Source organism: Microbacterium sp. NPDC058269 (assembly GCF_042881445.1).
Taxonomy (GTDB): domain Bacteria; phylum Actinomycetota; class Actinomycetes; order Actinomycetales; family Microbacteriaceae; genus Microbacterium.
The window spans coordinates 1,225,810-1,252,584 of the sequence record NZ_JBHVXT010000001.1; the positions used below are offsets into that span (position 1 = coordinate 1,225,810).

A 26,775-nucleotide genomic window follows, 5' to 3' on the forward strand; every position below is an offset into this window, starting at 1 on the left:
CGACCGACCGCACCCGGAATGTGTCCGTGCGTGTCGGCGACCCTGGATTCGCCCGCACCGTTCGCCTTTCATGGGGGCATGACCCGTCAGATCCGCTTCAACGCCTTCGACATGAACTGCGTCGCCCACCAGTCGTCCGGCCTGTGGCGGCACCCCGACGATCGCTCCCGCCAGTACAACACCATCGGGTACTGGACGGATCTGGCGAAGCTGCTGGAGAGCGCGACCTTCGACGGCATCTTCATCGCCGACGTGCTCGGCACCTACGACGTCTACGGCGGCACGAACGAGGCCGCGATCCGCAACGGCGCCCAGGTGCCGGTGAACGACCCGATCCTGCTGGTGAGCGCGATGGCCGCTGTCACCGAGAACCTGGGCTTCGGCATCACGGCCGGCACCGCGTTCGAGCACCCGTACCCGTTCGCCCGTCGCCTCAGCACGCTCGACCACCTCACGCAGGGCCGTGTCGGCTGGAACGTCGTGACCGGCTATCTGCCCAGCGCCGCGCGCAACATGGGCCAGGAGGATCAGCTCGCGCACGACGACCGCTACGACCATGCGGACGAGTACGTCGAGGTGCTCTACAAGCTCTGGGAGGGCTCGTGGGAAGACGACGCCGTGGTCGAGGACCGCGAGCGCGGCATCTTCACCGACCCCGGCAAGGTGCACCCGATCGGACATGAGGGCACGCACTTCAGCGTTCCCGGCATCCACATCTCGGAGCCGTCGCCACAGCGCACGCCGGTGATCTACCAGGCCGGTGCGAGCCCGCGCGGCGTGAAGTTCGCGGCCGAGAACGCCGAGGCCATCTTCGTCGCCGCCCCCTCGAAGGAGGTGCTCGCCGGCACGGTGAAGCGCATCCGCGACGCCCTCGAGGCCGCCGGTCGCGACCGCTACGACGCCCGCATCTACACACTGCTCACCGTGATCACCGCAGCGACCGGCGAAGAGGCGACCGCGAAGCACGCCGGGTACCTCTCCTACGCGAGCCCCGAGGGCGCGCTCACGTTCATGTCGGGATGGATGGGCGTCGACCTGTCGCAGTACGCCGAGGACGAGCCGGTCGGGAACGTCGAATCGAACGCGATCCAGTCCGTGCTGCAGCACCTCAAGGAAGAGGCCGACCTCGGCCGCGAGTGGACCGTCGGCGACTTCGGACGCCACAACGCGATCGGCGGCCTCGGCCCCACGATCGTCGGGTCCGGCGTCGAGATCGCCGATGAGCTGCAGTCCTGGGTCGAGGCGACCGACATCGACGGCTTCAACCTCGCCTACGCGGTCACCCCCGGCACCTGGCAGGACATCATCGAGCACGTGATCCCGGTGCTCCGCGAGCGCGGCGTCTACCCCGAGGAGTACGCGCCCGGAACGCTGCGCAACAAGCTCCACGGCCGTGGCGACCGCGTGCAGGACACGCACCGCGCCGCGAAGTACCGGGTCGGGGCGTTCGCTAGGGCCTAGCTACTTTCGAATCGCGCAATTGGTCGCTTCCGAGGCGAATTTGCGACCATTTGCGCGACTCGAAGGCCGGGGGTCAGTCGTCGCTGCGGGCGAAGAGGCCCCGGATCACGAGGTAGACCACGACGGCGACGACCGCGACGATCATGAGCTTGAAGAAGAAGGCGAGCACCGAGAACAGCGCGGTCACGATCCACCACGCGATCACGACGGCGAGGATGACGCCGAGGATGGTCCAGATGTTCTTGGTCATGCCTCCAGCCTACGGAGTCGAGGCTGTGGGCACCTCGTCGAGCGACCGGTAGACCGGGAGCCCGAGCTGCTGGGCGATCTCGACGTCCTTGTCGGCACCGGACGACTCCCCCGGCAGACGCAGCACGGCGTCGCAGTGCTGCAGCAGTCGGCGGGCCGTCTCGTACATGATGTCGCCTTCCGCCGCGGCCTCCGGATCGACGGTTCGCAGAACCGGAAGCGCGACCCATTCTCCGATCATCGGCACGTGACCGAGGCGGAAGATCGGACCGGATGCCTCCTCGAGACGGGCCAAGTTCTGGGAGATGAGGGCAGGGTCGCCGCCGGTGCCGGAGCGGTAGGGGCCGGCGATCAGGATCAGGAGTGGTCTTGTCATGGGGATGACTGTAGTCTGAATCATGCACAATCGTGCAACTTCGTGAGGAAACATATGCTTGCCGCTCAGCGCAAAGATCACCTGCTCGACCTTCTCGACCGCGACGGACGGGTCGTGGCCAAAGCCGTCGCCGACGAGCTCGGGGTGTCGGAAGACGCGATCCGGCGCGACCTCAGAGAGCTCGCCGAAGAGGGGAAGCTCCTGCGCGTGTACGGCGGCGCCCTCCCGATCCCCGCGGCCGACCGTCCGGTGCAGGAGCGGCATGACCTCGCCACCGAGAGCAAGGAGCGGGTCGCGCGACAGGCCGTCGCGAGCATCCGCTCCGGGTCGACGATCGTGCTGGATGCCGGGACCACCACTCTGGCGATGGCTCGGCTGCTGCCCTCCGGCGCCGGCATCACGGTGATCACGCCGAGCCCCGCCGTAGCCCTCGCCGTCGCCGGGCACTCCGATGCCCGCGTGATCATGGTCGGCGGGGAACTCACCCGGCACTCGATGGTGACCGGCGGAGGACTCGCGCTGGAGGCGATCCAGCACCTCGCAGCCGACGTGTTCTTCGTCGGGGTGACGGGCGTCGACCCCGTGCACGGCCTCACCACCGGTGAGCTCGACTATGCCGTGACGAAACGGGCGCTCGCCTCGCGGTGCACCGAGACGGTCGTGCTGGCCAGCGAGGAGAAGATCGGCGCGGCCTCGCGCTACCCCGTCCTGCCGTTCGATGCCGTCACCGCGATCATCACCGACCCACTCGACGAGAATCCCCTGATCGCGGAGGTCACGGCGCTGTTCGACGGCCGGGGGTGAGGGGCGCACCCGCCTCTGCCAGACGATCGGCAAGCAGGTCGTGCAGATGGCCTGCCGCTCCGAGAAGGGCGACGCTGCGGCGGGTGAGGTCGGCCAGCCGCTCGGTGAGGAGGCGCTGCACCTCCGCGGTCCGTCGGTGCACGCGCACTTCGTCGAGGATCCGCGAGATGGCCGGGATGCCGTAGCCCCCGGAGCGGAGGGCGGCGGCGACCCGCGCCTCGGTGATCGCGACCGCGCCGTACGAGCGGGTCGATGCCGCGCCCCGCAGCGGATGCACGAGCCCCTCGCGCTCCCAGTGGCGCAGGGCCGAAACGCGAATGCCGAGTGCCTGGGCGAGTTCGCCGATCGTCATCGCGTCGGTGTCGGCGAACATGTCGTCGGCCTCCGCCACCGCGACCTCGAGGCCACGCAGCGCCTCTCGCACCCGGGAGCGCTCGCGGGAGAGATCCGCGTGCAGCTCGTCGATCCGCTCGGCGGCCCCTTCGACCGAGCCGTCGATCAGTACGGGCATCAACCGGCGAGCAGGTACCGGTCCGAGCGCGGCCGCCATCGCGCGATAAGCCCGGAGCGCCGTGGCATGTCGCAGCCGATACCGGCGATAGCCGTTCGCACCGCGCTCGGCGGAAGGGATGACGCCGAGCCTCTCGAGGTCGCGCACCTGCTGCGTCGAGTATCCGACGAGCCGTCCGAGCTGCATCGTCGTGAATGTCGTGACTTGAGGGTTCTGCATCCTCTCCCCTGTCTTTTCGGCGCTCAAGTCCACATAAGCACTTCCGCTTCACCATTGAAGGATGGAAATGCAGGAGATCATCGAGACGGTCCGCGGGTTCGAGGGCGTCCTCGTCGTCGAGCCCGAAGCAGGCAGCGACTTCCCGGAGCTGTCGTGGGGAGACGCCTACCTCTACTACGCCCCCGACGGGCGGATGCCGGAGCGCACCCAGCCGTACGGGACGATCATCACGAAGGACTACCCCGACGACACCTCGTCGGCGTTGGATGCTCCCGACCGCTTCCGGGTGAACATACACGTCGGCCGCGAGCGGGCGGAAGAGCTCGTCCCCTCGGATCCCCCGCCGACGGAGACCGATGTCTTCCAGCGGCATCCGCTCTACGGCACCTCCGGCTGGGTGTGCGTGGTCGACCCTGCGGAGCGCACAGCGGGCGCCGTGCTCGCGCTGCTCCGCGACGCCCACGATGCTGCGCGGCAGCGTGCAGAGCGGCGGGGGCGGTGAGCGTGACGACTCCCCAGGGTATGAGCGAGGCGGACCGCCGAATCGTCGCGATGTGGGCGGCCGACTGCGCGGAGCGGGTGCTGCCCCTGTTCGAGACCGAAGCACCCACCGACGACCGTGCGCGCGACGCCATCGCCAGGGCGCGGGCATTCGCGCGGGGCGAGCTCACGGCCGCGGGAGAGATCCGTCGACGCTTCGTCGCGGGGCGCGCCGCCCACAGCGCCGCGACTCCCGCCGGTGTCGCCGCTGCCCGCTCTGCAGCCCAGGCCGCGGGTGTCGCGCACATGGGCGCCCACGCGCTCGGTGCCGCCGCCTACGCCGCGAAGGCAGTGGAGCTCGCGCGCCCGGATGACGCACTCGCCCGCGCCGATGAGGTGCACCGGCAGCTCGCCGCGATGTCGCCGGAGGTCGGGGCCGCGCTTCGATGCCTGCCGCCCCTGGGCACCGACACCGCCGGCCCGCTCGGCCCCGGGCTCCTCGCCTCCGGGGTGCTCGGCGAGGTGATCCGCGAGATCCAGGCCGCCCTCGTCGGCTGAGGCGTTCGACCCGCTTCAGCCCCGATTCAGCGTCGACCGGCCACACTGGAGGAATGCGGATCCTGGTGGTGGACGACGAGGTGCGCCTCGCCGAGGGCGTGCGTCGTGGCCTCGAGGCCGAGGGCTTCGCCGTCGACGTGGCGCACAACGGCGTCGACGGGCTCTGGCGTGCGCGCGAGACGCGGTACGACGCGATCGTGCTCGACCTGATGATGCCGGGTATGAGCGGCTGGAAGGTGTGCGAGGCGCTCAGGGCCGAAGAGAACTGGACGCCCGTGCTGATGCTCACCGCGAAGGACGGCGAGTGGGACCAGGTCGAGGCCCTCGAGACCGGGGCCGACGACTACGTCACCAAGCCGTTCTCGTTCGCGATCCTCGTCGCACGCCTGCGCGCCCTCGTGCGCCGCGGGGCCGTCGCACGTCCGGCCATCCTGGAGGCGGGCGATCTGCGGCTCGATCCCGCCGCCCACCGTGTCTGGCGCGGCGAGACTCCCGTGGCCCTGACTGCACGCGAGTTCTCGGTACTCGAGTACCTGATGCGTCATCGCGGCCAGGTGCTGTCGAAGCGCGCCCTCATCGACGGCGTCTGGGACGACGACTTCGACGGCGACCCCAACATCGTCGAGGTGTACGTCGGGCACCTGCGCCGCAAGCTCGACAAGCCGTTCGGACGCGAGGCGATCGAGACCATCCGCGGTGCGGGCTACCGGCTGGCGGCCGACGGTGGCTAGACGCGGCTGGCGCTCGGTGCGCGGAAGGACCACGTTGGGCGCGACCATCGTCGTCGCCGTCGCCCTCCTCATCGGCGCCCTGTCGTTCTACGGGGTTCTCAGCACCAGCATCCACGGCAGCACCGAGCGCGCAGCCGAGCAGCGTCTCGACGAACTCAGCGAACGCGCCGGAGGGCCGGGCGGCAAGGGCGTCGACGCTCTCGACGACGAGATCCTGCAGATCATCGGGTCGGACGGATCGGTCCGCGCCGCCAGCGAAGACGCGAGGGAGAAGCTCGGGTCGACGCCTCTCCCGGTCGATGACGATCCGCAGACGACCACCATCGACGGCGAGACCTTCCTCGTCGTCTCGGAAGACCTCGAGGGCGATCAGACGCTCGTGCTGGCGGTCTCGATGGACGACGACGCCGAGACCCTGGCGACGGTCGCGACGCTGCTGGCCATCGCCGTGCCTCTCCTTCTGCTGCTCGTGGCCGTGACCACCTGGCTCGTCGTGGGCCGCGCACTCCGCCCGGTCGAGCGCATCCGCGAAGAGGTCGACGGCATCACCGCCGAGCGCCTCCACCAGCGCGTGCCGGTGCCGGAGACCGCGGACGAGATCGCCGCACTCGCGACGACCATGAACGGCATGCTCGATCGACTCGATGCCGCTGCCACCGCGCAACGGCGCTTCGTGTCGGATGCCTCGCACGAGCTGCGCTCTCCTCTCGCGACGATCCGCCAGCACGCCGAGCTCGCCCAAGCCCACCCCGAAGTGACCAGCATCGGCGAGCTCGCCGAGGTCGTCTCGGAAGAGGGGCTCCGGCTGCAGGGCATCGTCGAGTCGCTGCTGCTGCTCGCCCGCCTCGACGAGGGAGCGGGCACTCACGACGAAGCGATCGACCTCGACGACATCGCCCTCGGCGAGGTGCGCCGGCTCCGCGCGGCGGGGGTCGACGTCGACGGCACGGGAATCCACGCGGCGCGCGTGCACGGCGACCCCCGGCTGCTCGGTCAGCTGGTGCGCAACCTCGCCGACAACGCCGTGCGCCACAGCCGTGAGCGCATCACGATCGGTGTGACACCGTCGGACGGACACGTGTTCGTCACGGTCGAAGACGACGGCGCCGGAGTGCCGGCCGAGGAGCGGGAGAGGATCTTCGAGCGCTTCGTCCGCCTCGACGAGGCCCGCAGCCGCGACGCCGGAGGCAGCGGATTGGGCCTCGCGATCGCCCGCGGCATCGCCACCCGCAGCCGTGGAACCCTCACGGTCGACGACTCCCGCTGGGGCGGCGCACGCTTCGTCCTCACCCTCCCCCTCGGCCCCTGACCGGCCGGAGCTGCGGTTCCTGAAGAGGTGTTCAGGACGCTTCAGGAAGGCTTCAGCGCCTACGGGAGACCATCGAGACATGGACGACAAGACACCCACCCCCGACCAGACGCCCGAGTCCGCACCCGAGAGCACCCCGGATGCGCAGACGGTTCCGGTGAGCCCGACCCCGGATGCGGCAGCTCCGACGCCCGGCACCGGGCAGCACCCGACGTTCCCCGCCGCCGAGCCGGTCGCCGCTCCCGCAGCATCCGCGCCGAAGCCCGGCAGCAAGCGCGCACTGCTCATCGGCGGCGGCATCGCGGCAGCGGTGATCCTCACGGGCGGAGGCATCGCGGTCGGCGCGGCGATCGGCGACGAATTCGGCGACGACGACCGACCCTCGATGTCCGATGGCGCCCACCACGACGACGCGGATGACCATGGCCAGCCCGGCGACGACCGCGACGACGCCCCCTCGAACGGCCGCGGTCCTGTGACGGGCATCGGCACCGCATCCGCCGACGAGCTCATCACGATCGCAGATGCCGCACGCGGAGCAGCCGACGGAGAGGTCACCTCGATCGACGCGAAGCGCGACGGCACCTGGGAGGTGCAGCTGACGACGGCTGCGGGAGACGAGACCGAGGTCCGCGTCGACGAGGGCCGCACGGCATCCGTCATCTCGACCGACGTGGCCGACGGCGACGACACCGGCCCCACGCTCACCCTCGACGACGAGACGATCCGCGCTCTCGTCTCCGCGGCACTCGCCGAAGCCGAAGGCATGATCACCGACCTCGACGTCGACGGTGACGACGTGAGCCCCTACGACGCGTCGGTCCTCACGTCGGACAGCCGCTCGATCGACATCGATTTCGGCGCCGACTTCGCTGTCGTCGGCACCGACATCGACTGAGCCGGTCCACCGAGCAGCAACCCCCGCGTCCTGTCGGGCGGACCCGAGCCCCCGACACGACGATGCCGCCGCCCCACCCGGTCGGCGGCATCGTCGGATCCGACCGGCCTCGAAGCCGATTAGCATTCAAGGATGACGAACTCCGATCCGATCGACGACATCTCCATCGGCGGTGAGGTGATCCGCCTCGGGCAGTTCCTCAAGTTCGCCGGGCTCCTCGACTCGGGCGGCGACGCCAAAGAGGTCATCATCGACGGGTACGTGAGCGTGAACGGCGACGTCGATCGCCGACGCGGACGCCAGCTGCGCGACGGCGACCTGGTGTCGTTCGAGGGCCGCACGGTCCGCGTCCGCCCCTGACGCCGTCGGCCTCCGCAGCCACTCCCCGCCGCCACTCACGCAGGCGTCACAGCCACTCGAGCACCTGCTCGATCAGGATGCCGACGCCGATGACGGTCATGGCGATGCCGGCGATCCGCGTGACCACCGAGCTCGCGCGGGGTCGGGTGCGCAGCAGTCGACGGGCGAGCAGACCCACCGTCGTGTAGACGATCGCGATGTTGAGCAGGTGCAGTCCGCCGAGGGCGAGCATCTGCGTGGTCGACGGCCAGCCGTTCGGGCTCGTGAACTGCGGCAGCAGGGCGAGCAGCAGCAGGAGTCCCTTCGGGTTGATGCCGCTCACACCGGATCCGCGCAGGAACTGTCCCCACCCCCCGGTGGCGATCGGCTCGCCGCTCTCCGCGAGAGGAGCCGGACGACTGGCCAGAGTCGTCGCGCCGAGGAAGATCAGGTAGAGCGCGCCGACCACGGTGAGGGTCGTGAGGGTGACCGGATATGCGGTGACCAGCGCACCGAGACCGAGCGCGACGGCGACGATCACGACGGTGTATCCGGCGATCATGCCGAGGATGGACGGTGCGATCGATCGGGCGCGCAGGCCGGCGGAGATCGCATACGCCCAGTCCGCGCCGGGGGTCAGCGCGAGCATCACGGCGACCACCCAGAACTGCATGACCAGAGCGATATCCATCGGTCCTCCTCAATCCGAGGAAGAGACTACGAAGGATCACGCGAAAGGTGCTTCGATTCTTCGGGTGATCGCGCCCTTCACCTGCAAGAATTGTCGCCATGGACGCACTTGACCGGGAGATCCTCTCGCTGCTGCAGGATGACGGCCGGATGAGCGCGACCCACCTCGCATCTCAGGTCGGGTTGAGCCTGTCCGCCTGCCACCGCCGACTCAAGGAGCTGGAGCAGTCCGGCGCGATCGAGCGGTACCGGGCGGTGGTCGCCCCGGCGTCCGTGGGCCTGACGTTCGAGGCCATCGTGTTCGTGACGATCGGACGCACCGACAAGGACACGATCGTCGCGTTCGAGGAGGCCGTCGTGGCGATCCCGGCAGTCGTCGAGGCGCAGCGCCTGTTCGGCGACCCCGACTACATGCTGCGCATCCTCACCCGCGACATGAGTGCCTACCAGGAGCTCTACGACAACACCCTCGGCACTCTGCCCGGCGTGCAGCGGCTCACCTCGACCATGGTGATGAAGCGCCTCGGCGCGGATCGCGCGGTGCCGATCCCCTGAGGCGGGTGCGGTCAGCCCCGGTTCATGAGGTGGATGCCTTCGTGACACGACGCACGACGTACTCGACGACGTCTTCCTGCGGGATCGCGCGTGGGCGGAAGCGCACGCCGGTCGGCGCCCGCGGAACCATGCGATCGACGCGGAAGATGCGCCAGTCTTCTCGGTCGAGGTCCCACGCGAGCAGGTACCAGACCGACCCCCAGCTCACCAGCCGCTGCGGTTCGGTGTGCCGCGGCTCTTCGGCACCCCCGGGCTTGGTGTAGCCGAAGCGGAGCCGTTCGTGGCCGCGGATCGCAGAGGCGACCGTGCTGAGCGCGGCGAGATCGAGCGGGGGTTCGGCTCCGGGGACCACGCTCGTCGCCTCGCGGATCGCGTCGACGCGGCGGCGGAGGCGCGAGGGCATCACCTGCTCCAGCTTCGCGAGGGCGGTGAGCGAGGTCTCCTCGACACCGAGCCGCCAGGCTGCGGCCACCCCCAGCCCGACCGCGACGGCGACCGCCTCATCATCGTCGAGCAGCAGCGGAGGCATCGCCGTCCCCGCGGCCAGACGGTACCCGCCCGCCACTCCGGGGCGTGCGTCCACGGGGTAGCCGAGCGAGCGGAGCTTGCCGATGTCGGCGCGCACCGTTCTCGTGCTCACGCCCAGTCGGTCGGCGAGTGCAGAACTCGTCCAGTCGCGTCTGAGCTGAAGCAACGACAGCAGTTCCAGCAGACGGGCCGAGGTCTCGAGCATGTCTGATCCTCTCAGCTAATGCGGAAGCTCGTCTTCCACATTAGCTGAGAGCGTGAATGACATGACCCAGAACACCTCCCTCACCCCTTTCCGCATCGACATCCCGCAGGACGCCATCGATGACCTTCACGATCGTCTGACCCGTACACGGTGGCCGCTGGCCGTGCCCGGTCGAGACGACAGCGCCGACTTCCGACGGGGTGTTCCGCTCCCCTACCTGAAGGAGCTCGCCGAGTACTGGCGCGAGGGCTTCGACTGGCGCGCGCAGGAGGCTGCCCTCAACACGCATGAGCAGTTCACGACGGTCGTCGACGGCCAGACGTTTCATGTGCTCCATGTGCGGTCGGCGAACCCGGGGGCCACGCCTCTGCTTCTCAGCGACAGCTGGCCCGCGTCGTTCATCGAGTACCAGCGACTGATCCCATTGCTGACCGACGAGTTCCACGTGATCATCCCGTCACTGCCCGGCCTCGGCTTCTCGAACCCGCTGTCCGGGACCGGGTGGGATCTCGCGCGGACTGCGGAGGCCTATGCCGAGATCATGATGCGTCTCGGCTACGACCGGTTCGCGACGCACGGTACCGACGTCGGCACGGGCATCACCGGACGACTTGCCGGGATGCACCCCGAACGCGTCATCGGCACCCACTTCGGCAGCGACCGCGTGTGGCTCGGGCTGGTCGGCACCATGTTCCCCGCCCCCGATGGCCTGTCCGAGGAGGAGCTCGCCCAGCTCGAGGCCGCACACGCCGCGAGTGCTGCGGAACGCGGCTACATCGGCATGCACAACCATCGACCGGACACGATCGGCCCGGCACTCACCGACTCGCCCGTCGGCCAGCTCGCGTGGATCGTCGAGAAGTTCAAGCGCAGGATCGATGGCGGTCACCGGGCGCCGGACGTCGATCGCGACCAACTCCTGGCGAACGTCAGCCTGTACTGGTTCACCCGCAGTGGCGCTTCCGTCGCGCAGTTCTTCTACGAGTCGGAGCACGCCGAGCTCGACGTCGTCATGCCCTCCGGGGTGCCCGCCGGTTGGGCCGTCTTCGACACCCATCCGCTGATCCGGCGCACCATGGATCCGGCCGGTGCGATCAGCCACTGGAGCGAGTTCACCGAGGGCGGGCACTTCCCGGCGATGGAGGAGCCGGAGCTTCTCGCCGAGGACATCCGGAAGTTCTTCCGCAGTCTCGCCTGATCGACACCGCACGTCCGCACGCGTCGATCAGATCGCGACCGCGCTGATCGATGCGTGCGGGCGCCGCCCGTCCTGCACCCGCGCCTCGCTGTCGATCACGGCGAAGCCCGCGCGCTCGAGCAGCGCCGTCATCCCCGTCACCGACCAGAAGTGCGCCGTGGTGACGGCGTGGGGGAAGGCCTCGCCGTCCGGCCCGTCGAAAAAGCCGATCAGCAGGCGCCCGCCCTCGCGGAGCGCGCGTCGAGCGGCGGTGAGCAGGAGAGGCAGTTCATCCGGACTCGCATGGATCAGCGAGTACCACGCCAGCACGCCACCGAGCGAGCCTGCCGGCACGTCGGCGTCGGTCAGCGACGCCACCCGATACGGAACCTGGGGGAACCGTGCGGACGCATCGGCGATGAACTCCGGCACGAGGTCGATGCCCTCGGCGTGGACTCCTCGATCGACGAGGAAGGCGGTCCAGTGCCCGGGGCCGCATCCGGCATCGAGAACGCGACCGTCGACGCCATCCGCCCAGCGTCCGATGCGCTCCCGGTCGACGTCGTCCATCTGCCCGATGTCGCCGAGCAGCTCGGTGTACTCGACGGCACGCGCGGCATATCCGTCTCGGATGCGCGCATCGCTCCCGGAGTCGTCCGACATGAAACCCTCACCGTCCGCTCGCGATCACCGACCTCCACGGTATCCGGCAACTGTCGCGGGGCTGGATGTAACAACTGTTACAGTTCTGAATGTGACGAATACGGATGGCTGGCTCGTTCTCCTGGTTCAGGTGCCGGCGGCACCTTCGAGACACCGCGTCGCCGTCTGGCGGGAACTGCGCCAATTCGGCGCGGTGCCTGCGGGACAGGGCACCTGGGTCGCCCCAGAAGTGCCGGCGTGCGTCGCGGGCGTCGAGCGGGCCCGGGCGCTCGCGCAGCGCGGCGACGGCGACATCCTCGTACTCCGCACCCAGGCCGACGGCGGCGACACGGCCGCCCTCAGAGCGCTGTTCGACGCCGCGCGCGCCGATGACTGGTCGGAGTTCATCGCCGACTGCGAGAAGTATCGGGCCGAGATCGCTCGCGAGATCGCGAAGAAGAAGTTCACCCTGGCAGAGCTCGAAGAGGAGGAGCAGAGCCTCGACCGCTTGCAGCGCTGGCATCGGGCGATCCGCAGCCGCGATGTGTTCGATTCCGCATCATCGAAGGGCGCGGACCGCGAGCTCGCGGCCTGCGTCGCCGACCTCGCCCGCTTCGCGGACCTCGTCTATCAAGCGGTCCACGCGTGAGTGATCCGGCGGCCTCGGCACGGACGAGAGTTTCGATCGCCCCGCTCTACGCCGCCGGCTTCGTCACCGCCTTCGGCGCCCACAGCATCGCAGCGGGCATCGGCGCGACCGGGGAGAGCATCGGCCTCGATCTCCTCCGGATGGGCGCCCTCCTGGCGATCTACGACCTCGCCGAGGTGTTCCTCAAGCCGGTGTTCGGCTCGCTCGCCGACCGCATCGGCGCCAAGCCGGTGATCGTCTTCGGCCTTCTCGCGTTCGGCATCGTGTCGCTCATCGGGCTGTGGTCGTCGAACACCATCGCCCTCGCAGTCGCACGACTCGGGCAGGGTGCAGCCGCCTCGGCGTTCTCACCCGCCTCCTCCGCGACGGTCGCACGGCTCGCAGCCCCGGGCGCGAAGGGACGATACTTCGGCAGATACGGATCCTGGAAGGGACTCGGCTACACGCTGGGTCCGCTCATCGGCGCCGCGCTGATCTTCACGGGCGGCTTCGCGCTGCTCTTCGCCTTCCTGAGCGCGGTCGCCATCCTGACCGCGCTCTGGGTGGCGATCGCCCTCCCCCGCGTCGACCCGCTTCCTCGACCCCGCTATACGGTCGCCGACCTCGTCCGCCAGACGACGGAGCGCGGCTTCCTCATCCCGACGCTGGTCCTCGCCGCCTCCAGCGGCGCGCTCGGTGCGGCCATCGGTTTCCTTCCCGCCATGGCGAGTAGCGAGGAGGCGCCCTTGTTCGCGAGCATCGCGCTCGCGTCCGTTCTGGCGCTGAGTTCGACGCTCACTCAACCGTGGGCGGGAAGACTGCGTGACAGCGGCCGTGTCAGCGATCGTGCCGCGATGGCGCTGGGTCTCGCGATCATCACCGCCGGCATCCTCGTCGCCGCCCTCCTGCCCACGCTGCCGGGCCTCTACGTCGCCGCCGGACTGCTCGGCATCGGGATCGGACTCGCCACACCCTTCTCATTCGCGCACCTCGCCGACGCGACACCGCCCGAGCGAATGGGCCGCACGATGGGTACCGCTGAGCTCGGCCGTGAACTCGGAGACGCCGGAGGGCCCTTGCTCGTCGGCGGCGTCGCCGTGGTGGCGACGCTGCCGATCGGGCTCACTGCGCTCGCGATCGTCGTCGCGCTGACCGGATCGGCCACTCGGATGCTGCCGCGCATTCCGGCCGAGAGCACGAAGGCCACCGGTCCGAACGCGTGATGCACCCCTCGACGCGAGGACACGGCGACCGATACGGTCTGGTCATGACCACGACCGACGCACCGGCACGCTCACCTCGTTGGCACGTTCTCGGCTCGCTGCCCTTCGCCGCGGCCGCTCTCGTCCTCGTGAACGCGCTCTACATCTTCCTCGTCGCCCTCGGCAACATCACCGACTACGGCACCAACTTCGACTTCGTGCAGCATGTGCTGGCAATGGACACCACGAACTTCGGCCAGGAGGCCGGCAAGGGACTCGACCCCGACGTGATGTGGCGGGCGATCGACAACCCCGTGCTGTGGAACCTCGCGTACATCGGGGTGATCATCTGGGAGTCACTGAGCGCGATCGTGCTGATCGTGGCCCTCGTCTTCTTCATCCGCGGATTCCTCGGCCACGGCTTCCACGCCGCGCGCGTCTGGTCGTCGATCGGCCTGGTCATGATCATCCTGCTCTTCGTCGGCGGGTTCATCTCGGTGGGCGGCGAGTGGTTCCAGATGTGGCGCTCCACGTCGTGGAACGGGCTCGACCCCGCCTTCCGCAACTCGGTGATCGCCGGCATTGGCCTGGTGCTGCTGCATCTCCCGTCGCCGCGGTGGGATGACACCACGCCTCGCCGCGACGCCACATCGTGATCGCGGGAAGCCGCTGGGTCGTCACCGGTGCTGCCGGGACCATCGGATCCGCACTCCGCATCGCGCTCGCGGAAGAGGGCGTCGAGCTGGTGTCCACCGACATCCGCCCGGCGAGCCCCATCGGCCCCGGGGACTCCGTCGTGACGGCGGATCTCGGTGACCTCGAATCCCTGGTGGAGCTGTTCGCGGGCGCCGACGGCGTGATCCATCTGGGCGGGATCGCCGACGAGGCAGACTTCCACGACCTCGCCGAGGTCAACATCGTCGGCACCTACCACGTGCTCGAAGCCGCCCGTCGGGCCGGTGTAACCCGAGTCGTCTACGCCAGTAGCAACCGGCTGACGGGCATGTACTCCGCCGGCGAGCATGTCACCCCCGACATGCCTCCGCGGCCCGACGGCTTCTACGGGGTGTCGAAGGTCGCGGGCGAAGCGCTGTGCCGACTGTATGCCGACAAGTTCGGCATCAGCACCGTCTCGGTGCGGATCGGTACCTATGAGCAACGCCCGGGTTCCGCACGCGAGCAGCGCACCTGGCTCAGTCCCGCCGACGCGGTGCGGGCCTTCGTGGCCGCCATGACCACCACCGAGCACACCGCCGTGTTCTATGCGGTGTCGGCGAACACGAACCGCTGGTGGGACCTCGACGCCGGAGCAGCGGTCGGGTACGTCCCACAGGACGATGCCGCGGACCGGGTGCCGGAAGAGTCGATCGACGCGAGCATCGCGCAGGGTGGAATATACGCGACCCCGGAGTACTCGACCGACCGGATGCGTCGATAGGCGTCTTTCGCGGGTGTTCCGACTCGTCAGCGAGGTTCCGCCTTCGGGCACTCCGATGCCGTCGGCAGCTGCGCGGTGAGGAGGTAAGCCGTGGCGATGTCGGTCGGGCAGGTGAAACTGTTCACCAGTCCGTGGAAGCTCCCCGGCATCGTGATGAGCACGCCTCCGGTTCGCTCGGCGACAGCGCGCGCACCGTCGATCGGGGTACGAAGGTCGTCGATGCCGTTGATGAGCAGCGGCTTCGGAGCCTCTTCTGGAAAGTCGAGCGCACCGATCGGGTCAGCCCCCGGCCAGCCGTAACAGTACGCTCGCGAGCCGAGAACCTCTGCCTGCTGCTCCGACGTCAAACCGTCCGCCTCATCGAACGGGGTCGCCGGCCAAACAAAGTCGGTGCAGTTGTAGGCCAGATCCTGCGCGTACGGTGCACCGTCGCCATACATTTCGGAGACCTTCGTGTACGCATCAACGAAACCATCAGCGAGCTTCGGGTCGCGATCGGTTCCGGAGCTCGCTGCCGCATCCGATACGTCGAGCATGTTCTCCAGCGTCTGTTCGGGACCCGTGGTCTCGGGATCGACAGTGCCATCGAGGATCATCGTTCGCACCCGATCCGGGTGCGAAGCAAGGTAGGCCTGTCCGAGGAGCGTGCCGTACGAGAGCGCCAGCATGTTGATCTGGTCCACTTCCAGCGCCTCACGGACGGCATCGAGATCGCGAACACCTGCGTTGATGCCGGCAGTGAGCACGCGCCCGTCCGTCTCCTGCTCGCACTTCTTCAGCTCCGCTCGCGCCGTCGGCTCGAAGGATGCCCACTCCTTGTCGATGTCCGCTTCGGAGAACGAGGGCGAGTCGGCGATGTCGCAGGTGATCGGGGTGCTGCGCCCGAAACCCCGGCGGTCGTACCCGACGATGTCGAAGTTGTCGCGGACCTCGGCGTCCGCCGTCGCGGCGAACCCGGCCTGCGACGCGATGCCCGACACCAACGGGCCGCCCGGATCGACGAACAGCACGCCCTTCGAGGCGCTGTCGGCGTTGCGGGCCGGGGTGACTGCCACGGCAATCGCGACCTTGGTATCGTCGTCGCCAGTCGCCGACCCGACCTGCACCGACCCGCATCGACGATCCGGCTGCCCAGGAAGCGCGCAGGCCTCCCACTCCCCCACCGGGAACCCCTCGGCCCCCTTCGCCGGGTCCACGGCCTCCACTGACGCGTCCACAGGCTCCGACCCCGGGATGCTGCACCCGGCGAGCGCTATCGTTGCGACGACGAGCGCCGCCGCTCCCGACCAGATCTTCGGTCCGCGCGAGAATCTCCGCATGTCATACCCCCAGTTCACACGAGGGAGTTCCCCGCACGTCCCATCCTGTCGCGGACGACCGCCGGGCACATCCCTCGCTGGGATGAGTCCGGCCCCCTCCGACGCCGGGGTGCTCTGACCCCACTCCGCCTTCGCTCTCAGGCGCGGGAGTCGGTGTGCAGGCGCAGGTATCGCCCGGTCAGGCTCTCGGGGATCCGGGTGAGCCCTTCGGGGGTGGTCGCCGCCACGATCTGCCCTCCGTCCGCACCGCCGCCGGGACCGAGATCGATCACGTGATCGGCGTTGGCGATCACGTCGAGGTCGTGCTCGATGACGATCACGGTCGCGCCGGCATCGAGCAGGCGTTGGAGCACGGCGAGGAGTACGCGCACATCCGCGGGGTGCAGGCCCACGCTGGGCTCGTCGAAGATGAACAGGGTGCCGTGCAGCTCACGTTCCAGGTCCGCGACGAGTTTCAGTCTCTGCGCCTCGCCGCCGGACAGGGCAGGGGTCGCCTCCCCCAGCGTGAGGTACCCCAGTCCGATCTCCTCCAGTGTGCGCAGTCGGGCTTCGACCTTCCGGATGCGTGCGAACCGCGAGCGGGCCTCTTCGACGGTCAGCGCGAGGGCTTGGGGCAGGGTGACGCCCTCGAGGCTGACCTCATCCGCCCGAGGGCTGTACCGCGTGCCGCCGCAGGTGGGACACGCGATGTCGACGTCGGGAAGGAACTGCACGTCGAGGAACACCTGCCCCACCCCTTCGCAGGAGGGACACCGGAGTTCACCCGTGTTGTACGAGAAGCTCGATGCGGTGAGTCCGAGTGCCTTGGCGGCATCGGTGTGCGCGTAAGCGCGGCGCAGGTCGTCGAGGACGCCGGTGTAGGTCGCGACCGTCGAGCGTACGTTTCGTCCGATCGGCGCCGCGTCGACGACGACCGTGCGCTCGATGCCGCCCGGGTCGAGGTGGGCGACGTGCGCCGGACGGCTCATCCCGGTGTGCTGCGCTTCCAACGCGGCGGCGAGGCTTTCGAGGACCAGGGTGGTCTTGCCCGAACCAGACACCCCGGTCACCGCGGTCAGCCTGCGGAGCGGGAAGTCGACGGAGAGCCCGTGCAGTGTGAAGTGCGGTGTGGTCCGTAGAGAGATGCGCCCCTCTGCGAACATCTGCTCGGCATCGGTCAGGGTGCGGACGACGGCGGGTTCGCGTCCGCTGAGGAAGCCGCCGATGCGGGACGACGGGTTCCCCTCCATCGCGGCGACATCGCCCGTCGCGACGATCTGTCCGCCGTGGGTCCCGGCATCGGGTCCCACCTCGATCAGCCAGTCGGCATGTCGGAGCACGTCCACGTCGTGGTCGACGAGGACCACCGAGTTGCCGGTCTCCACGAGCCGCCTGACCACCCGGAGCAGCGACTCGATGTTGGCCGGGTGCAGGCCGATGGACGGCTCATCGAGCACATAGAGGATTCCGGTCGCACTGCTGCGCAGCGCTCTGCCCAGCTGAACCCGCTGCAGCTCCCCGGTCGAGAGCGTGCGTGACGATCTGTCGAGCGAGACGTATCCGAGCCCGAGTCCGAGCAACCGGTCCCCCATCGATGTGAAGGCCTCGACGATGCGCTCGGCCATCTCCCGCAACTCTGCCGGCGCCGTGGACGGCAGGCCGCGGACGAACTCGGTGACCTGCTCCAGGCTCCACGCCGAGACGACGTCGAGGCTCTCCCCGGCCACGGTCGTGGCCCGCGCCTGCGCGTTGAGTCGTGAGCCGCCGCAGGCAGGGCACCTCGCCACGTGCACGAAGCGGTCGAGTCGCGCGAGCCCCTTCTCGCTCTGAGCCTTGCGCAGCGCATCGTCGATCACCTGGACGGCGTTGCGATACTTCGCGTTGAGCTCGAACACGTTGCCGTTCTTGCTCGTCACGACGACCGGTCGCGTCGTCTCCTCGCCGTCGAGCACCATGTGCCGCTCGTCATCGGTCAGGTCGCGGAACGGGATGTCGGTGCGCACGCCGAGAGCCGCGACCACCTGCGGCAGGAGGCTCGCACCGAACGACCCCCAGGCCGCGACTGCTCCCTGGTCGATCGACAGCGATTCGTCGGGAACGAGCGCCCGCCGGTCGACCTGACGCGTCTCGCCCGTCCCCTCGCAGGTCTCGCATGCACCCTCCTCGTTGAACGAGAACGCCTCGGCACCCGGCGCGGCGAACCGCACCCCGCAGGTCGGGCACGTGGTGTGACCGGTCGAGGCGATGCTCAGCGACGGCGGCACGCTGTGCCCGTTCGGACACCGATGCGCGCCGAGACGGGAGAAGAGCAGCCGCAGCGAGTTCAGCAGCTCCGTCGCCGTCCCGAAGGTGCTGCGCACACCGGGAACCGCCGGGCGCTGGTGCAGAGCGATCGCCGCGGGAACCCCCTCGACGATGTCGACGTCCGCGCGTGCGGCCTGTGACAGCCGCCGACGCGTGTACGCCGAGAGCGCCTCCAGGTAGCGACGCGACCCCTCGGCGTAGAGCACCCCGAGGGCGAGCGAAGACTTGCCCGACCCCGAGACGCCCGTCACTCCGACCAGGGAGTGCAGCGGCACATCCACATCCACGTTCTTCAGGTTGTGGACGCGGGCCCCACGGACGACGACTTCCTTGCCCCATTCCATCCCCTCACCGTAGAGGAGAGGGCTGCACGACATAGCCTTCAGGGGTGGAACACGAATCGCGATGGAACGTGAGAGTCGCCCGGCCGGCCGCTCCGCTGTTGGACGAACAGACCATCGAGCGGCACCGGCTGCCAGACGGTGCCCCGCTACCGCCGTCGTACGTCTCGTTCGTGCGCGCATTCGGCTGGGGGCGCCTGTTCGGGCTCTGGCTCATCTACACGCCGGTTCCTTCAGGATTCGGTGATGGCATCGTGGGCCGAGGCGGGTATCTGACCGATCGGCTGCACCAGGAATTCGACGAAGGACGAGCCGACGACGACACCTGGAAGATCGAGCCCGACGGCTCCTGGGACATCGCGCAACGGCTGGTGGTCTTCGCGATGAGCGAGAACGGCGACTATCTCGCCTGGGACACCGGCGCCCGTGACAGTGACGACGAACTGCCGATCTTCCACACCACACGCTTCGACTCGCTGACACGCGTCGGCGACGACCTGTTCGAGGCGGTCGAATGGGTCCGAGGACGCAACAGCGGACGGGACTCCGACCCCATCGACTTCACGCCACTCGTCCCGGCGGCGCTGTGAACCGCAGGTCCGCGATCCACCGGCGTGCGGATCAGGGCTGTCGGACTACAATCCCGATCCATATCCGAACCAGACGAGTGCCCCGAGCGCCCAGAGCAACACGGGCCCGGCCACCAGAAGAGCCAGGGTGCCGATGGCGAACTTCGGGCTCTCCTTTTTGACCAAAGACCAGGCAGCAAAGCCCACTCCGACGACGTACGACCCGAGGAGCAGCACGTCACCGATGGCCCCTAGACCAGAGCGGCGCAGAAGGAGAGCGAGCGCCCCCATCGCGAGCACGGCAACGAATCCCGTCCGCCCGAGAACCGGAGTCTTCTGGGGTGCAGCCTCCACGCTCGAAGCTTCCTCGGCTGCTCGCGCGCGCCGGTCGGCCGCGGCGCGGTCCGCCCGGGCTCGTCCCCACTGGTCGCTGTTCATGGACCCTCCTCAAAGTTGCCGATCTACCGCGGAGCGGCAGCTCAGGTGAAGTCGCCCCACTCCATCCCCTCACCGTAGAGGAGAGGGGATGGAATGGGTGCGGCCGGACTAGGCGAGGGTGGCGTAGTCGGTGTAGCCCTGGTGGTCGCCGCCGAACGCCTTGCTCATATCGGGGGCGTTGAACGGGCCGCCCTTGTGCAGACGGTCGGGCAGATCAGGGTTGGCGATGTAGAGCGCCCCGTAGGAGATCAGGTCGGCCGTCCCCTCCTCGACCAGGGAGAGTGCGTCCGGCCCGGTCGGCTCGCTACCGGTGAACGGGTTGAGGATGAAGGTGTTCGGCCAGGCTTCGCGCATGCGGAGCACGAGGTCGCGCTGCCCGGGGGCTTCCATGACGTGCACGTAGGCGAGGCCCAGCGGGGCGAGCTGCTCGATCAGCGAGAGATACGTGACTTCGCGGTCGTCCTCCTGGATGTCGCCGAGAACCCCACCGGGCGACAACCGGATGCCCGTGCGCTCCGCCCCGATCCGCGAGCTGACCGCGCGAGCCACCTCGACGGCGAAGCGTGTGCGTCCGGCGATCGAACCACCCCACCCGTCCTGCCGCACGTTGGCATTCGTGGCGAGGAACTGCTGCACCAGGTAGCCGTTGGCGCCGTGGATCTCGACCCCGTCGAAGCCGGCCTCGATCGCGTTCGCTGCGGCGTCGGCGAAGTCGGCGATCGTGTCCGCGATCTCCTCCTCGGTGAGCACGTGCGGGGTGACGTGCGGCTTCTTCCCGGAATGCGTGTAGATCTCTCCCGCTGCGGCGACGGCCGAGGGTCCGACCGGGATCATGCCGTCCGGGAGCAGATCAGGGTCGCCGATGCGGCCGACGTGCATCAGCTGGGCGAAGATCCTGCCGCCTTCGGCATGGACGCCGTCGGTCACCGCTCTCCATGCCGCCACCTGCTCGGCTGTGTGCAGCCCCGGAGTGTCGGGGTAGCCCTGCCCGACCACCGATGGCTGCGTCCCCTCCGTGACGATCAGACCGGCTGTCGCGCGCTGTGCGTAGTAGGTCGCGTTGAGACCGGTCGGCGTCGCGCCGGGGCCATAGGCACGACTGCGAGTCATCGGGGCCATCACGATCCGGTTGGCGAGCGGGATCCCCGCGAGATCGTAGGGTGCGAGCGCAGAATTCATAGGTTCTTCTTCCTCCGTCGTCGACGAGATGCTGTACGCATCCCGACAGTCCACGTGAGTGACTGTACATGGGGTGAACTATCCCTGGATGTACAGTATTCCCATGGCGACAGGCGAGACCACGAAGCCTCCCGTCGCCGACGCCGGGAAGCAACCCGACCTCGGCTTCATGCATCCGCTGGCCCAGCTCACCTCGCTGGTGACGACGCGGGTGATCACGCTGGCCGAGAAGAACGGACTCACCCCCACGCAGGCGCGCATCCTCGGCCTCCTGCTGAGCGGTCCGCAGCGGATGGCGACGATCGCCCAGAGCCTGGACATCGAGAAGACCGCGTTGACGGGCCTCATCGATCGCGCCGAGGCGCGAGGCCTGGTCGAACGCGCCGTCGTCCCCCACGACAGGCGGTCGACCAACGTCACGGCGACCGCAGCGGGCGAGGCCGCCGCGCGGGCGTTCTACGGCCAGCTCAACGACACGCTCGAAGAGCTGATCGCCGAGCTGCCTCCGCGCAACCGCGAGGCGTTCCGCTCATACACCGAGAAAATCGTCGGCTCGGTCTCCGGCATCTGTCCCCAGGCCTGACCGATTCGCTGAAGTCCGATCGCCCCCAGTCCATTCGAGGCACCCTCTCCGGACGACGTGCTAGCAACGAACACATAGGGCTGATGATCCACCGACTCCAGAATTCAGATGAGCAATCGTCATCCCGCAACGTCGGCGACTTCGCCGCGGATAGTCACGTGGCGCAAGTAGCGGCGGGGATTCGTGAGGATTCCGATATCCCTTTCGGGGTCGCCGTCGAGAATGAGCAGGTCGGCGAACGCACCGGGCGACAGCGTGCCGACCTGGCCCTCCATGTTGAGTAGTCGAGCCGCGGTGCTCGTAGCGCTTCGAATCACGTCGATGTTCTCCTGAACACGCGCACGGATTGTGAACTCGTCGAGCTGACGTACTTGCAACGCGCCGAGGAGATCGCTGCCGTATGCAATGTTGACTCCCGCAAGATGCGCCCGACCCAGCGCGTCAAGCGCGGCTGAGCGGACTTCGTCTAGCTTTCCGAGCGAACTCGAGGAGAGACCCGAGGCCCTCCCCACCTCGTACATGGCCTCGTACGTGACGATGGTCGGCACGAGAAACGCATCGTTCGCCACGAGCAGCCGGATCGATTCATCGTCGATGAGGTTCCCGTGTTCAATGCAACGGACACCCGCCCGGAGCGCCTGATTCACGGCACGCGGGTGGTACGCATGCGCAGTCACATAGCGGTTGTGATTCTCCGCTTCCACGACAGCGGCGCGCAATTCATCGGCCGTGTACTGCACCGCCGAGATCTCATCGGTCGGCGACGCAACACCGCCGGAAACCACAAGCTTCAAATGATGGGCGCCCTTGCGAAACTCGTCACGAGCCGCCCTCCGAACCGCGTCGACCCCGTCTGCGATCCGGCCGAAGTCGGGCTTCAGCTGACAGCACGGCAGGGAGTCGTCACTCCGCGATCGGAAGTCTCCGTGGCCACCGGTCTGCGAGAGCGCCTTCCCCCCGAACACCAACCGCGGGCCAGGGAGCAACCCCTCGTCCAGGGCGCGCGCCATCCCGTAGTCGGCACCGCCAACGTCGCGGACCGTAGTGAACCCACGTCGAAGCATGTCGCCAGCAGAACGCAACGCCCGGATCGTGGCGTAGCTCGGTGCCCAGGAAGCGACCTCCGACGCATCGGTCGAAGTCACCAAGATGTGGACGTGCGCGTCGATCAATCCAGGCATGACCGTGCCACCGCGCGCATCAATCACGCGGACGTCGCCCGAGGGCGCGGGAGGCGTCCCGACCCCGCTGTCGACGATCTTGCCGCCGTCGATCTCGATCCACGAATCTTGCCGACGCTCGCCTGTCGCAGGCTCGAGCATGTGGGCGTTGATGATCTGGACGCGCATGCATCTCCCTCGTTATCCTCGCTCCACGGGACGCATGCGGGCGACGGTGCCGCCGAACAGGCGATCTCCACGTCGTTCCCGCTGTCACACCCGCGGTCGAACGAGACCATGATTCACGCTCCAGGCATGGTTTCGGATAGGTACCAATGCCTACATCAGCGAGCTGTCCCACGTGCTCATTTCCGGGCCCGTGGAGACACCTCACAGCCCGAGCGAGAGTTGACCGTACGACAAACCGAGGTCGCGTGCGGCTGCAGCAGCGCTTCGACGGTCGGAGACCCCCAGTTTGCGGTAGATGTTGCGGGTGTGCGTCTTGACGGTGTTGTGCGAGACGAACTCCTGACGAGCGATTTCACGAAGCGTCGCGTTACGACTCAACGCGGCCAGCACGACCCTTTCACGAGGGGTGAGGTGATCCTCCTGCCCGATTGCACTGAGAAGTCGACCTTGGACGCGGGAGGCGAAGGCAGAGGGCGCGTCGACGACGGACCTGCTGGCCAATAGCTGAGCGATGGCGGGGCCGGCATCCGCGAACCGGCGAACAAGCCCCTCGGGCTCCGCGATTCGTAGCGCGGTGTCAAGCGCGATCTGTGCCTGTTCGAGTTGCCCTTGCTGAACGTGGAGGTCGGCGGCCAGCAGCCAGGCATCGATGCTTGAGGCGTGAAGCAACCACGGACCAGCACCCTCGAACGCCAGGGCGAGCACGTCCGATGCTTCGCCGTGTCGCTGGTCTTGCATCGCTGCGGTGGCGCGCAACAGGTGCATCTCGCTGGTGCCGTCAAGGACCCGATCGGTGGCGCCGATGAACTCGTCCCGCAGGTGTGGTTCACCGAGTCTCCCCAACGCGCGAACGACGAACGGAGCGATCATCGCGTGCCAATGCACGGGGACGGGCATGTCCTCTCGGGGGCTGAGGAGCTCCAGCAGTGATACTGCCGCGTCGTGCGAGTCTGTCCCCTCGCTATCACCCACCCGTGTGAGTGCGACGAGTCCTCTGATACCACGCACGATAGTGGGCGCAGAGCTGATCTCCGCCGCAGCGTGGACGAGCCGCCGCAATTGTCCCGGGCGCTCCTGCATGAGCTCGTATCTCGCCCAATACCACCAGGCGAGGTTCAATGCGGTGAACGCACCTCTCGGTTCATCCAGGTCCTGCCATCGGCGCTCGAATCGTTCGCCTCCCGCCGCAGCAGCGCGCACTCTGCCGCGAAAGAGCGCGCTCGCGTTGCGGACGATGGTGGCCTGCAGTTCCGCGACGGACGCTCGCTCGAGCCGCGCACGATCGAGCACCCGAAGTGCGTATCGGTCCGCCCGGTCCAAGTGACCAAGATGTAACTCCCCCCTCGCCGCTTGTAGGGAGACGTAGATGTCGAGTTGCGACTGCCCCATGGACTCGACCGTGGTGCGAGAGAGCACTTCATCAATGCCGCCACGCTGATTCGCGACGTGCAGGCCGAGGCCAGTCCGCCACTGATTTGTGATGACGGAAGCCACATCGTCAGGTGTTGTCAGGGCAACGGCCGCCGCGCCTGCATGACCGCGCATCACATCCGCGGTGGCGATCAGCATCTGGACGGCAGCGTCCTTCCGCGATGAGCGGGGCAGCTGGCCGAGTACTCGGCTGACATCGTCGGTGTGCCCCATCAGAATCAGCTGCACGCCACAGCGACTGAGAATCCCCCAGACGAAGTCCGGGTCCCCCGTCGCCACGGCGTGCCTGATTGCGGGCACGTAGTCCTGCTCCTCGGCAAACCACTCTGCCGCGACACGCTCAAGAGATCGAACCCGTCCCGGGTCCCGGTCCTTCAGCCGCGTCAGAAGGAAGTCTCGCAACACGGGATGGAGCTGGTAACGAATCGGGTCATACGCGTCGGCCTCCGTCAGGATGTTGAGGCGAATCAGCGCCTGGACGCTCTCCAGGGTTGGCGCCTCGCTGAAGAGCAGAGCGGCGAGGTCGAGCGTGAACGTTTCCGGAATAGAAGTCGCGAGCAAAAACTCGAGGAGCTCATCGTCGAGGCCGCCGACCACCTCTTCGAGAAGGTAGTTCACGACCACGGGCTCATCACCCCGCAAATGCACACCCAACTTGCGATGCGAATCGGCCGCGATGTGCATCATGAGAACAAGCCCAGCCGCCCATCCCCTGGTTCTCTGAAGGATGCGGTCGATCTGCTTCTCAGACAGGTGGTCACCGCGTGAACCGAAAAGAGCGCGTGCTTCGCCAGCAGTGAATGCCAGGTCTCGATCACCGAGATCCAGGGCCACTCCGGTGATGCGACGGCGGGCAAGAGGGATCACGCGGCTCCCCCGCCCAGCGAGAACGACATGAACAGGTCGCGGTAGTGCATCGATGAACGCCGTCAACACGTCGGCCGACTCGCGCGTCTCGAGGAGATGGAAGTCATCAAGGATGATCACGATTCGCCGATCAGTCGCGTCCATCACGCGCGCTAACGCCCGCGCTGACGACACACCCCACCCCGGCGGGACCGACGAGAGGCTCGCAGCCAGCCGGTCATCGTCGATCAGCTCCAGCGCCACACGAATCGACGCAAGGAACTCGAGCCCGCACCGCAGGCTGATGGACACGACGTCGGTGTCGTCGATCGCACTGATGAGGCGACTCCACTGTGAAAGGAGGTGTGTCTTCCCCGCCCCAGCCGAGGCGGTGATGAGGGTCATCCCGGCCTGCTGATCGAACACAGCTCTCATTTGTCGTAGCAGACGCGATCGCTCGACATCCCCTCTGCCTCGAGTCGGAACGAACGTCGGCATCGGGCCGGATGTGCGAAAACTCTCGATTGTCATCTCTTCTCGACTCGGTGCTGGACGCAGGAGCCTCCTCCGGACTCCCACCTTCCGCGCGCGGACTGGCGCATCGGGCCGGAGCCGTTCGCTCTTCCGCCGTTCAACGAAGGGGCCCACTCAGAAGGGGCCCACCTGAGTGGGCCCCTTCTACCATCGCAATCGTGTGAAGCTCAGGCTGCGCGACGCTTGCGCCGCGCCAGCGTGCCGAGCGCCAGCCCGCCAAGAGCCAGCAAGGAGCCGGCCGCTGCCACCCCGACCAGGTCGGCCGGTCCAGTCTCGGCGAGCGTGTCTTCGGCCGGATCGCTGTCGTTGCCGCCCGGAGTCGCGTCATCGTCCGTAGGCACCACGATCGGGGTCTCATCGCTCTCATTGCCGCCCGGAGTCGCGTCATCGTCCGTAGGCACCACGATCGGGGTCTCATCGCCCTCGTTGCCATTCGGCGCTTCCACCGTGACATCGTCGACCGGCACCCCGATGGGGGTCTCCTCGCTCTCGTTGCCGCCCGGAGCAGCCACGGTGTCGGCGAAGGCAGAGCCCCCTCCGAGGATCCCCGCAGTAGCGACTGCCGCGATGACGAGCGACTTGATGAGGTGAGACTTCACGGTGGACATTCTTGGCTCCTAAATTTCGGATGAGTAGTTCAAAGCTGGGTGGGCCTAGGGGAGAGCTGAGCAGAACTCAGCACACCTGGGGAGATGCCCCTAGGCCCGAAGGTGCTGCCTGCAGCACCACTGGGGTAGTCACAGTGTTGTCGACGCCGAGGCCGCTCGACATAAGCATCCATACCTACACCCTGGCGTGAAGTTCACCGCGATTGACCGCAGGTCCCGCACCCGACCTGCCGATCAAAGAGGGATGGCGCGGCCGGGCATGATCGCGGGTGCCGCGAGGCGCCGAGCCTCGCGA

Annotated in this window: 29 protein-coding genes; 16 read left to right on the forward strand and 13 right to left on the reverse strand. The window is 68.1% G+C overall.

Features of this window, described 5'->3' with window-relative positions; translation table 11 throughout:
- Positions 1-78 precede the first annotated feature (78 nt).
- Positions 79-1,461: an LLM class flavin-dependent oxidoreductase gene (locus ACFVWL_RS06075; protein ID WP_387179834.1), complete on the forward strand. Its 1,383-nt coding sequence runs from the start codon at positions 79-81 to the stop codon at positions 1,459-1,461.
- A gap of 73 nt (positions 1,462-1,534) precedes the next feature.
- Here ACFVWL_RS06075 and ACFVWL_RS06080 read toward each other — a convergent pair whose 3' ends face one another.
- Together ACFVWL_RS06080 and ACFVWL_RS06085 are read right to left on the reverse strand one after the other, a co-directional pair.
- The gene (locus ACFVWL_RS06080) at positions 1,535-1,711 is read right to left on the reverse strand and encodes a hypothetical protein (RefSeq protein WP_387179836.1); all 177 of its coding nucleotides are present in this window, start codon (positions 1,709-1,711) and stop codon (positions 1,535-1,537) included.
- A gap of 9 nt (positions 1,712-1,720) precedes the next feature.
- Complete coding sequence (locus ACFVWL_RS06085; RefSeq protein ID WP_387179838.1) at positions 1,721-2,086, reverse strand: DUF4406 domain-containing protein; 366 nt, start codon at positions 2,084-2,086, stop codon at positions 1,721-1,723.
- 54 nt (positions 2,087-2,140) lie between these two features.
- Between ACFVWL_RS06085 and ACFVWL_RS06090 the strand changes: the two genes are divergently transcribed.
- Positions 2,141-2,890, forward strand: a complete 750-nt coding sequence (locus ACFVWL_RS06090) for a DeoR/GlpR family DNA-binding transcription regulator (protein ID WP_387179840.1) — start codon at positions 2,141-2,143, stop codon at positions 2,888-2,890.
- Here the strand turns inward: ACFVWL_RS06090 and ACFVWL_RS06095 are convergent.
- On the reverse strand, positions 2,862-3,620 hold the full coding sequence (locus ACFVWL_RS06095; RefSeq protein WP_387179843.1) for a MerR family transcriptional regulator: 759 nt from the start codon (positions 3,618-3,620) through the stop codon (positions 2,862-2,864). The two genes, ACFVWL_RS06090 and ACFVWL_RS06095, sit on opposite strands and share 29 nt — an antisense overlap.
- A 67-nt stretch (positions 3,621-3,687) precedes the next feature.
- On the opposite strand from ACFVWL_RS06095, the gene ACFVWL_RS06100 reads away from it, so the two are divergent.
- From ACFVWL_RS06100 to ACFVWL_RS06125, 6 genes are all read left to right on the forward strand, one after another.
- A complete protein-coding gene (locus tag ACFVWL_RS06100) occupies positions 3,688-4,122 on the forward strand; it encodes a DUF6194 family protein (RefSeq protein WP_387179846.1) in 435 nt (144 codons plus the stop codon).
- A 2-nt stretch (positions 4,123-4,124) separates the two neighbouring features.
- A complete protein-coding gene (locus ACFVWL_RS06105) occupies positions 4,125-4,658 on the forward strand; it encodes a putative immunity protein (RefSeq protein WP_387179849.1) in 534 nt (177 codons plus the stop codon).
- Positions 4,659-4,711: 53 nt separating this feature from the next.
- On the forward strand, positions 4,712-5,389 hold the full coding sequence (locus ACFVWL_RS06110; protein ID WP_387179852.1) for a response regulator transcription factor: 678 nt from the start codon (positions 4,712-4,714) through the stop codon (positions 5,387-5,389).
- A gap of 34 nt (positions 5,390-5,423) precedes the next feature.
- Positions 5,424-6,698 (forward strand): sensor histidine kinase, encoded by a 1,275-nt coding sequence (locus ACFVWL_RS06115; RefSeq protein ID WP_387179856.1) that lies wholly within the window; start codon positions 5,424-5,426, stop codon positions 6,696-6,698.
- Between the two features lie 79 nt (positions 6,699-6,777).
- Positions 6,778-7,596: a hypothetical protein gene (locus ACFVWL_RS06120; RefSeq protein ID WP_387179859.1), complete on the forward strand. Its 819-nt coding sequence runs from the start codon at positions 6,778-6,780 to the stop codon at positions 7,594-7,596.
- Between the two features lie 132 nt (positions 7,597-7,728).
- Complete coding sequence (locus ACFVWL_RS06125) at positions 7,729-7,956, forward strand: RNA-binding S4 domain-containing protein (RefSeq protein WP_387179863.1); 228 nt, start codon at positions 7,729-7,731, stop codon at positions 7,954-7,956.
- A gap of 46 nt (positions 7,957-8,002) precedes the next feature.
- Here ACFVWL_RS06125 and ACFVWL_RS06130 read toward each other — a convergent pair whose 3' ends face one another.
- Positions 8,003-8,626 carry a LysE family translocator gene (locus ACFVWL_RS06130; RefSeq protein WP_387179866.1) on the reverse strand — a complete coding sequence of 208 codons (624 nt, stop codon included), beginning with the start codon at positions 8,624-8,626 and terminating at the stop codon, positions 8,003-8,005.
- A gap of 98 nt (positions 8,627-8,724) precedes the next feature.
- Between ACFVWL_RS06130 and ACFVWL_RS06135 the strand changes: the two genes are divergently transcribed.
- Positions 8,725-9,180: an Lrp/AsnC family transcriptional regulator gene (locus ACFVWL_RS06135; protein WP_387179869.1), complete on the forward strand. Its 456-nt coding sequence runs from the start codon at positions 8,725-8,727 to the stop codon at positions 9,178-9,180.
- 22 nt (positions 9,181-9,202) lie between these two features.
- Here the strand turns inward: ACFVWL_RS06135 and ACFVWL_RS06140 are convergent, their stop codons facing one another.
- Positions 9,203-9,913 carry a helix-turn-helix transcriptional regulator gene (locus ACFVWL_RS06140; RefSeq protein ID WP_387179872.1) on the reverse strand — a complete coding sequence of 237 codons (711 nt, stop codon included), beginning with the start codon at positions 9,911-9,913 and terminating at the stop codon, positions 9,203-9,205.
- 61 nt (positions 9,914-9,974) lie between these two features.
- Between ACFVWL_RS06140 and ACFVWL_RS06145 the strand changes: the two genes are divergently transcribed.
- Positions 9,975-11,111: an epoxide hydrolase family protein gene (locus ACFVWL_RS06145; RefSeq protein WP_387179875.1), complete on the forward strand. Its 1,137-nt coding sequence runs from the start codon at positions 9,975-9,977 to the stop codon at positions 11,109-11,111.
- A gap of 27 nt (positions 11,112-11,138) precedes the next feature.
- Here the strand turns inward: ACFVWL_RS06145 and ACFVWL_RS06150 are convergent, their stop codons facing one another.
- Positions 11,139-11,753 carry a class I SAM-dependent methyltransferase gene (locus tag ACFVWL_RS06150; RefSeq protein ID WP_387179878.1) on the reverse strand — a complete coding sequence of 205 codons (615 nt, stop codon included), beginning with the start codon at positions 11,751-11,753 and terminating at the stop codon, positions 11,139-11,141.
- 91 nt (positions 11,754-11,844) lie between these two features.
- Between ACFVWL_RS06150 and ACFVWL_RS06155 the strand changes: the two genes are divergently transcribed.
- The 4 genes from ACFVWL_RS06155 to ACFVWL_RS06170 are packed head-to-tail and all read left to right on the forward strand — an operon-like array spanning position 11,845 to position 15,000.
- A complete protein-coding gene (locus ACFVWL_RS06155; protein WP_387179881.1) occupies positions 11,845-12,381 on the forward strand; it encodes a Chromate resistance protein ChrB in 537 nt (178 codons plus the stop codon).
- Positions 12,378-13,583, forward strand: a complete 1,206-nt coding sequence (locus ACFVWL_RS06160; protein WP_387179884.1) for an MFS transporter — start codon at positions 12,378-12,380, stop codon at positions 13,581-13,583. The genes ACFVWL_RS06155 and ACFVWL_RS06160 overlap by 4 nt, the downstream gene beginning before the upstream one ends.
- Before the next feature lie 44 nt (positions 13,584-13,627).
- Positions 13,628-14,218, forward strand: a complete 591-nt coding sequence (locus tag ACFVWL_RS06165) for a DUF2165 domain-containing protein (protein ID WP_387179886.1) — start codon at positions 13,628-13,630, stop codon at positions 14,216-14,218.
- On the forward strand, positions 14,215-15,000 hold the full coding sequence (locus ACFVWL_RS06170; RefSeq protein WP_387179888.1) for an NAD-dependent epimerase/dehydratase family protein: 786 nt from the start codon (positions 14,215-14,217) through the stop codon (positions 14,998-15,000). The genes ACFVWL_RS06165 and ACFVWL_RS06170 overlap by 4 nt, the downstream gene beginning before the upstream one ends.
- Before the next feature lie 26 nt (positions 15,001-15,026).
- Here ACFVWL_RS06170 and ACFVWL_RS06175 read toward each other — a convergent pair whose 3' ends face one another.
- Positions 15,027-16,319, reverse strand: coding sequence for an alpha/beta fold hydrolase (locus tag ACFVWL_RS06175; protein ID WP_146113860.1), 1,293 nt, complete (start codon positions 16,317-16,319; stop codon positions 15,027-15,029).
- Positions 16,320-16,456: 137 nt separating this feature from the next.
- Entirely contained in the window at positions 16,457-18,946 is a 2,490-nt protein-coding gene (locus ACFVWL_RS06180; RefSeq protein ID WP_387179890.1) for an excinuclease ABC subunit UvrA, read from the reverse strand.
- A gap of 44 nt (positions 18,947-18,990) precedes the next feature.
- On the opposite strand from ACFVWL_RS06180, the gene ACFVWL_RS06185 reads away from it, so the two are divergent.
- Complete coding sequence (locus ACFVWL_RS06185; RefSeq protein WP_387179893.1) at positions 18,991-19,533, forward strand: SMI1/KNR4 family protein; 543 nt, start codon at positions 18,991-18,993, stop codon at positions 19,531-19,533.
- A 45-nt stretch (positions 19,534-19,578) separates the two neighbouring features.
- On the opposite strand, the gene ACFVWL_RS06190 is transcribed toward ACFVWL_RS06185, so the two are convergent.
- Positions 19,579-19,950: a hypothetical protein gene (locus ACFVWL_RS06190; RefSeq protein WP_387179896.1), complete on the reverse strand. Its 372-nt coding sequence runs from the start codon at positions 19,948-19,950 to the stop codon at positions 19,579-19,581.
- Between the two features lie 108 nt (positions 19,951-20,058).
- Positions 20,059-21,129, reverse strand: a complete 1,071-nt coding sequence (locus tag ACFVWL_RS06195) for an alkene reductase (RefSeq protein ID WP_105526160.1) — start codon at positions 21,127-21,129, stop codon at positions 20,059-20,061.
- A 103-nt stretch (positions 21,130-21,232) separates the two neighbouring features.
- Between ACFVWL_RS06195 and ACFVWL_RS06200 the strand changes: the two genes are divergently transcribed.
- Positions 21,233-21,712 (forward strand): MarR family winged helix-turn-helix transcriptional regulator, encoded by a 480-nt coding sequence (locus ACFVWL_RS06200; protein WP_387179899.1) that lies wholly within the window; start codon positions 21,233-21,235, stop codon positions 21,710-21,712.
- A gap of 119 nt (positions 21,713-21,831) precedes the next feature.
- On the opposite strand, the gene ACFVWL_RS06205 is transcribed toward ACFVWL_RS06200, so the two are convergent.
- The 3 genes from ACFVWL_RS06205 to ACFVWL_RS06215 all read right to left on the reverse strand — a co-directional run bounded on the left by ACFVWL_RS06205 (position 21,832) and on the right by ACFVWL_RS06215 (position 26,480).
- Positions 21,832-23,061, reverse strand: coding sequence for an amidohydrolase family protein (locus tag ACFVWL_RS06205; RefSeq protein WP_387179902.1), 1,230 nt, complete (start codon positions 23,059-23,061; stop codon positions 21,832-21,834).
- Positions 23,062-23,262: 201 nt separating this feature from the next.
- Complete coding sequence (locus ACFVWL_RS06210; RefSeq protein ID WP_387179905.1) at positions 23,263-25,743, reverse strand: LuxR C-terminal-related transcriptional regulator; 2,481 nt, start codon at positions 25,741-25,743, stop codon at positions 23,263-23,265.
- Positions 25,744-26,039: 296 nt separating this feature from the next.
- Positions 26,040-26,480, reverse strand: coding sequence for a hypothetical protein (locus tag ACFVWL_RS06215; protein WP_387179908.1), 441 nt, complete (start codon positions 26,478-26,480; stop codon positions 26,040-26,042).
- Positions 26,481-26,775: the final 295 nt, after the last annotated feature.

What these genes read in the sequence shown, in the direction of transcription:
- ACFVWL_RS06085 (WP_387179838.1), bottom strand. Translation starts at nt 2,086, where the DNA reads ATGACAAGACCACTCCTGATCCTGATCGCCGGCCCCTACCGCTCCGGC.
- ACFVWL_RS06075 (WP_387179834.1), top strand. Translation starts at nt 79, where the DNA reads ATGACCCGTCAGATCCGCTTCAACGCCTTCGACATGAACTGCGTCGCC.
- ACFVWL_RS06135 (WP_387179869.1), top strand. Translation starts at nt 8,725, where the DNA reads ATGGACGCACTTGACCGGGAGATCCTCTCGCTGCTGCAGGATGACGGC.
- ACFVWL_RS06175 (WP_146113860.1), bottom strand. Translation starts at nt 16,319, where the DNA reads ATGCGGAGATTCTCGCGCGGACCGAAGATCTGGTCGGGAGCGGCGGCG.
- ACFVWL_RS06195 (WP_105526160.1), bottom strand. Translation starts at nt 21,129, where the DNA reads ATGAATTCTGCGCTCGCACCCTACGATCTCGCGGGGATCCCGCTCGCC.
- ACFVWL_RS06180 (WP_387179890.1), bottom strand. Translation starts at nt 18,946, where the DNA reads ATGGAATGGGGCAAGGAAGTCGTCGTCCGTGGGGCCCGCGTCCACAAC.
- ACFVWL_RS06110 (WP_387179852.1), top strand. Translation starts at nt 4,712, where the DNA reads ATGCGGATCCTGGTGGTGGACGACGAGGTGCGCCTCGCCGAGGGCGTG.
- ACFVWL_RS06215 (WP_387179908.1), bottom strand. Translation starts at nt 26,480, where the DNA reads ATGTCCACCGTGAAGTCTCACCTCATCAAGTCGCTCGTCATCGCGGCA.
- ACFVWL_RS06190 (WP_387179896.1), bottom strand. Translation starts at nt 19,950, where the DNA reads ATGAACAGCGACCAGTGGGGACGAGCCCGGGCGGACCGCGCCGCGGCC.
- ACFVWL_RS06210 (WP_387179905.1), bottom strand. Translation starts at nt 25,743, where the DNA reads ATGACCCTCATCACCGCCTCGGCTGGGGCGGGGAAGACACACCTCCTT.
- ACFVWL_RS06120 (WP_387179859.1), top strand. Translation starts at nt 6,778, where the DNA reads ATGGACGACAAGACACCCACCCCCGACCAGACGCCCGAGTCCGCACCC.
- ACFVWL_RS06165 (WP_387179886.1), top strand. Translation starts at nt 13,628, where the DNA reads ATGACCACGACCGACGCACCGGCACGCTCACCTCGTTGGCACGTTCTC.
- ACFVWL_RS06145 (WP_387179875.1), top strand. Translation starts at nt 9,975, where the DNA reads ATGACCCAGAACACCTCCCTCACCCCTTTCCGCATCGACATCCCGCAG.
- ACFVWL_RS06140 (WP_387179872.1), bottom strand. Translation starts at nt 9,913, where the DNA reads ATGCTCGAGACCTCGGCCCGTCTGCTGGAACTGCTGTCGTTGCTTCAG.
- ACFVWL_RS06125 (WP_387179863.1), top strand. Translation starts at nt 7,729, where the DNA reads ATGACGAACTCCGATCCGATCGACGACATCTCCATCGGCGGTGAGGTG.
- ACFVWL_RS06080 (WP_387179836.1), bottom strand. Translation starts at nt 1,711, where the DNA reads ATGACCAAGAACATCTGGACCATCCTCGGCGTCATCCTCGCCGTCGTG.
- ACFVWL_RS06130 (WP_387179866.1), bottom strand. Translation starts at nt 8,626, where the DNA reads ATGGATATCGCTCTGGTCATGCAGTTCTGGGTGGTCGCCGTGATGCTC.
- ACFVWL_RS06095 (WP_387179843.1), bottom strand. Translation starts at nt 3,620, where the DNA reads ATGCAGAACCCTCAAGTCACGACATTCACGACGATGCAGCTCGGACGG.
- ACFVWL_RS06205 (WP_387179902.1), bottom strand. Translation starts at nt 23,061, where the DNA reads ATGCGCGTCCAGATCATCAACGCCCACATGCTCGAGCCTGCGACAGGC.
- ACFVWL_RS06150 (WP_387179878.1), bottom strand. Translation starts at nt 11,753, where the DNA reads ATGTCGGACGACTCCGGGAGCGATGCGCGCATCCGAGACGGATATGCC.
- ACFVWL_RS06100 (WP_387179846.1), top strand. Translation starts at nt 3,688, where the DNA reads ATGCAGGAGATCATCGAGACGGTCCGCGGGTTCGAGGGCGTCCTCGTC.
- ACFVWL_RS06090 (WP_387179840.1), top strand. Translation starts at nt 2,141, where the DNA reads ATGCTTGCCGCTCAGCGCAAAGATCACCTGCTCGACCTTCTCGACCGC.
- ACFVWL_RS06200 (WP_387179899.1), top strand. Translation starts at nt 21,233, where the DNA reads ATGGCGACAGGCGAGACCACGAAGCCTCCCGTCGCCGACGCCGGGAAG.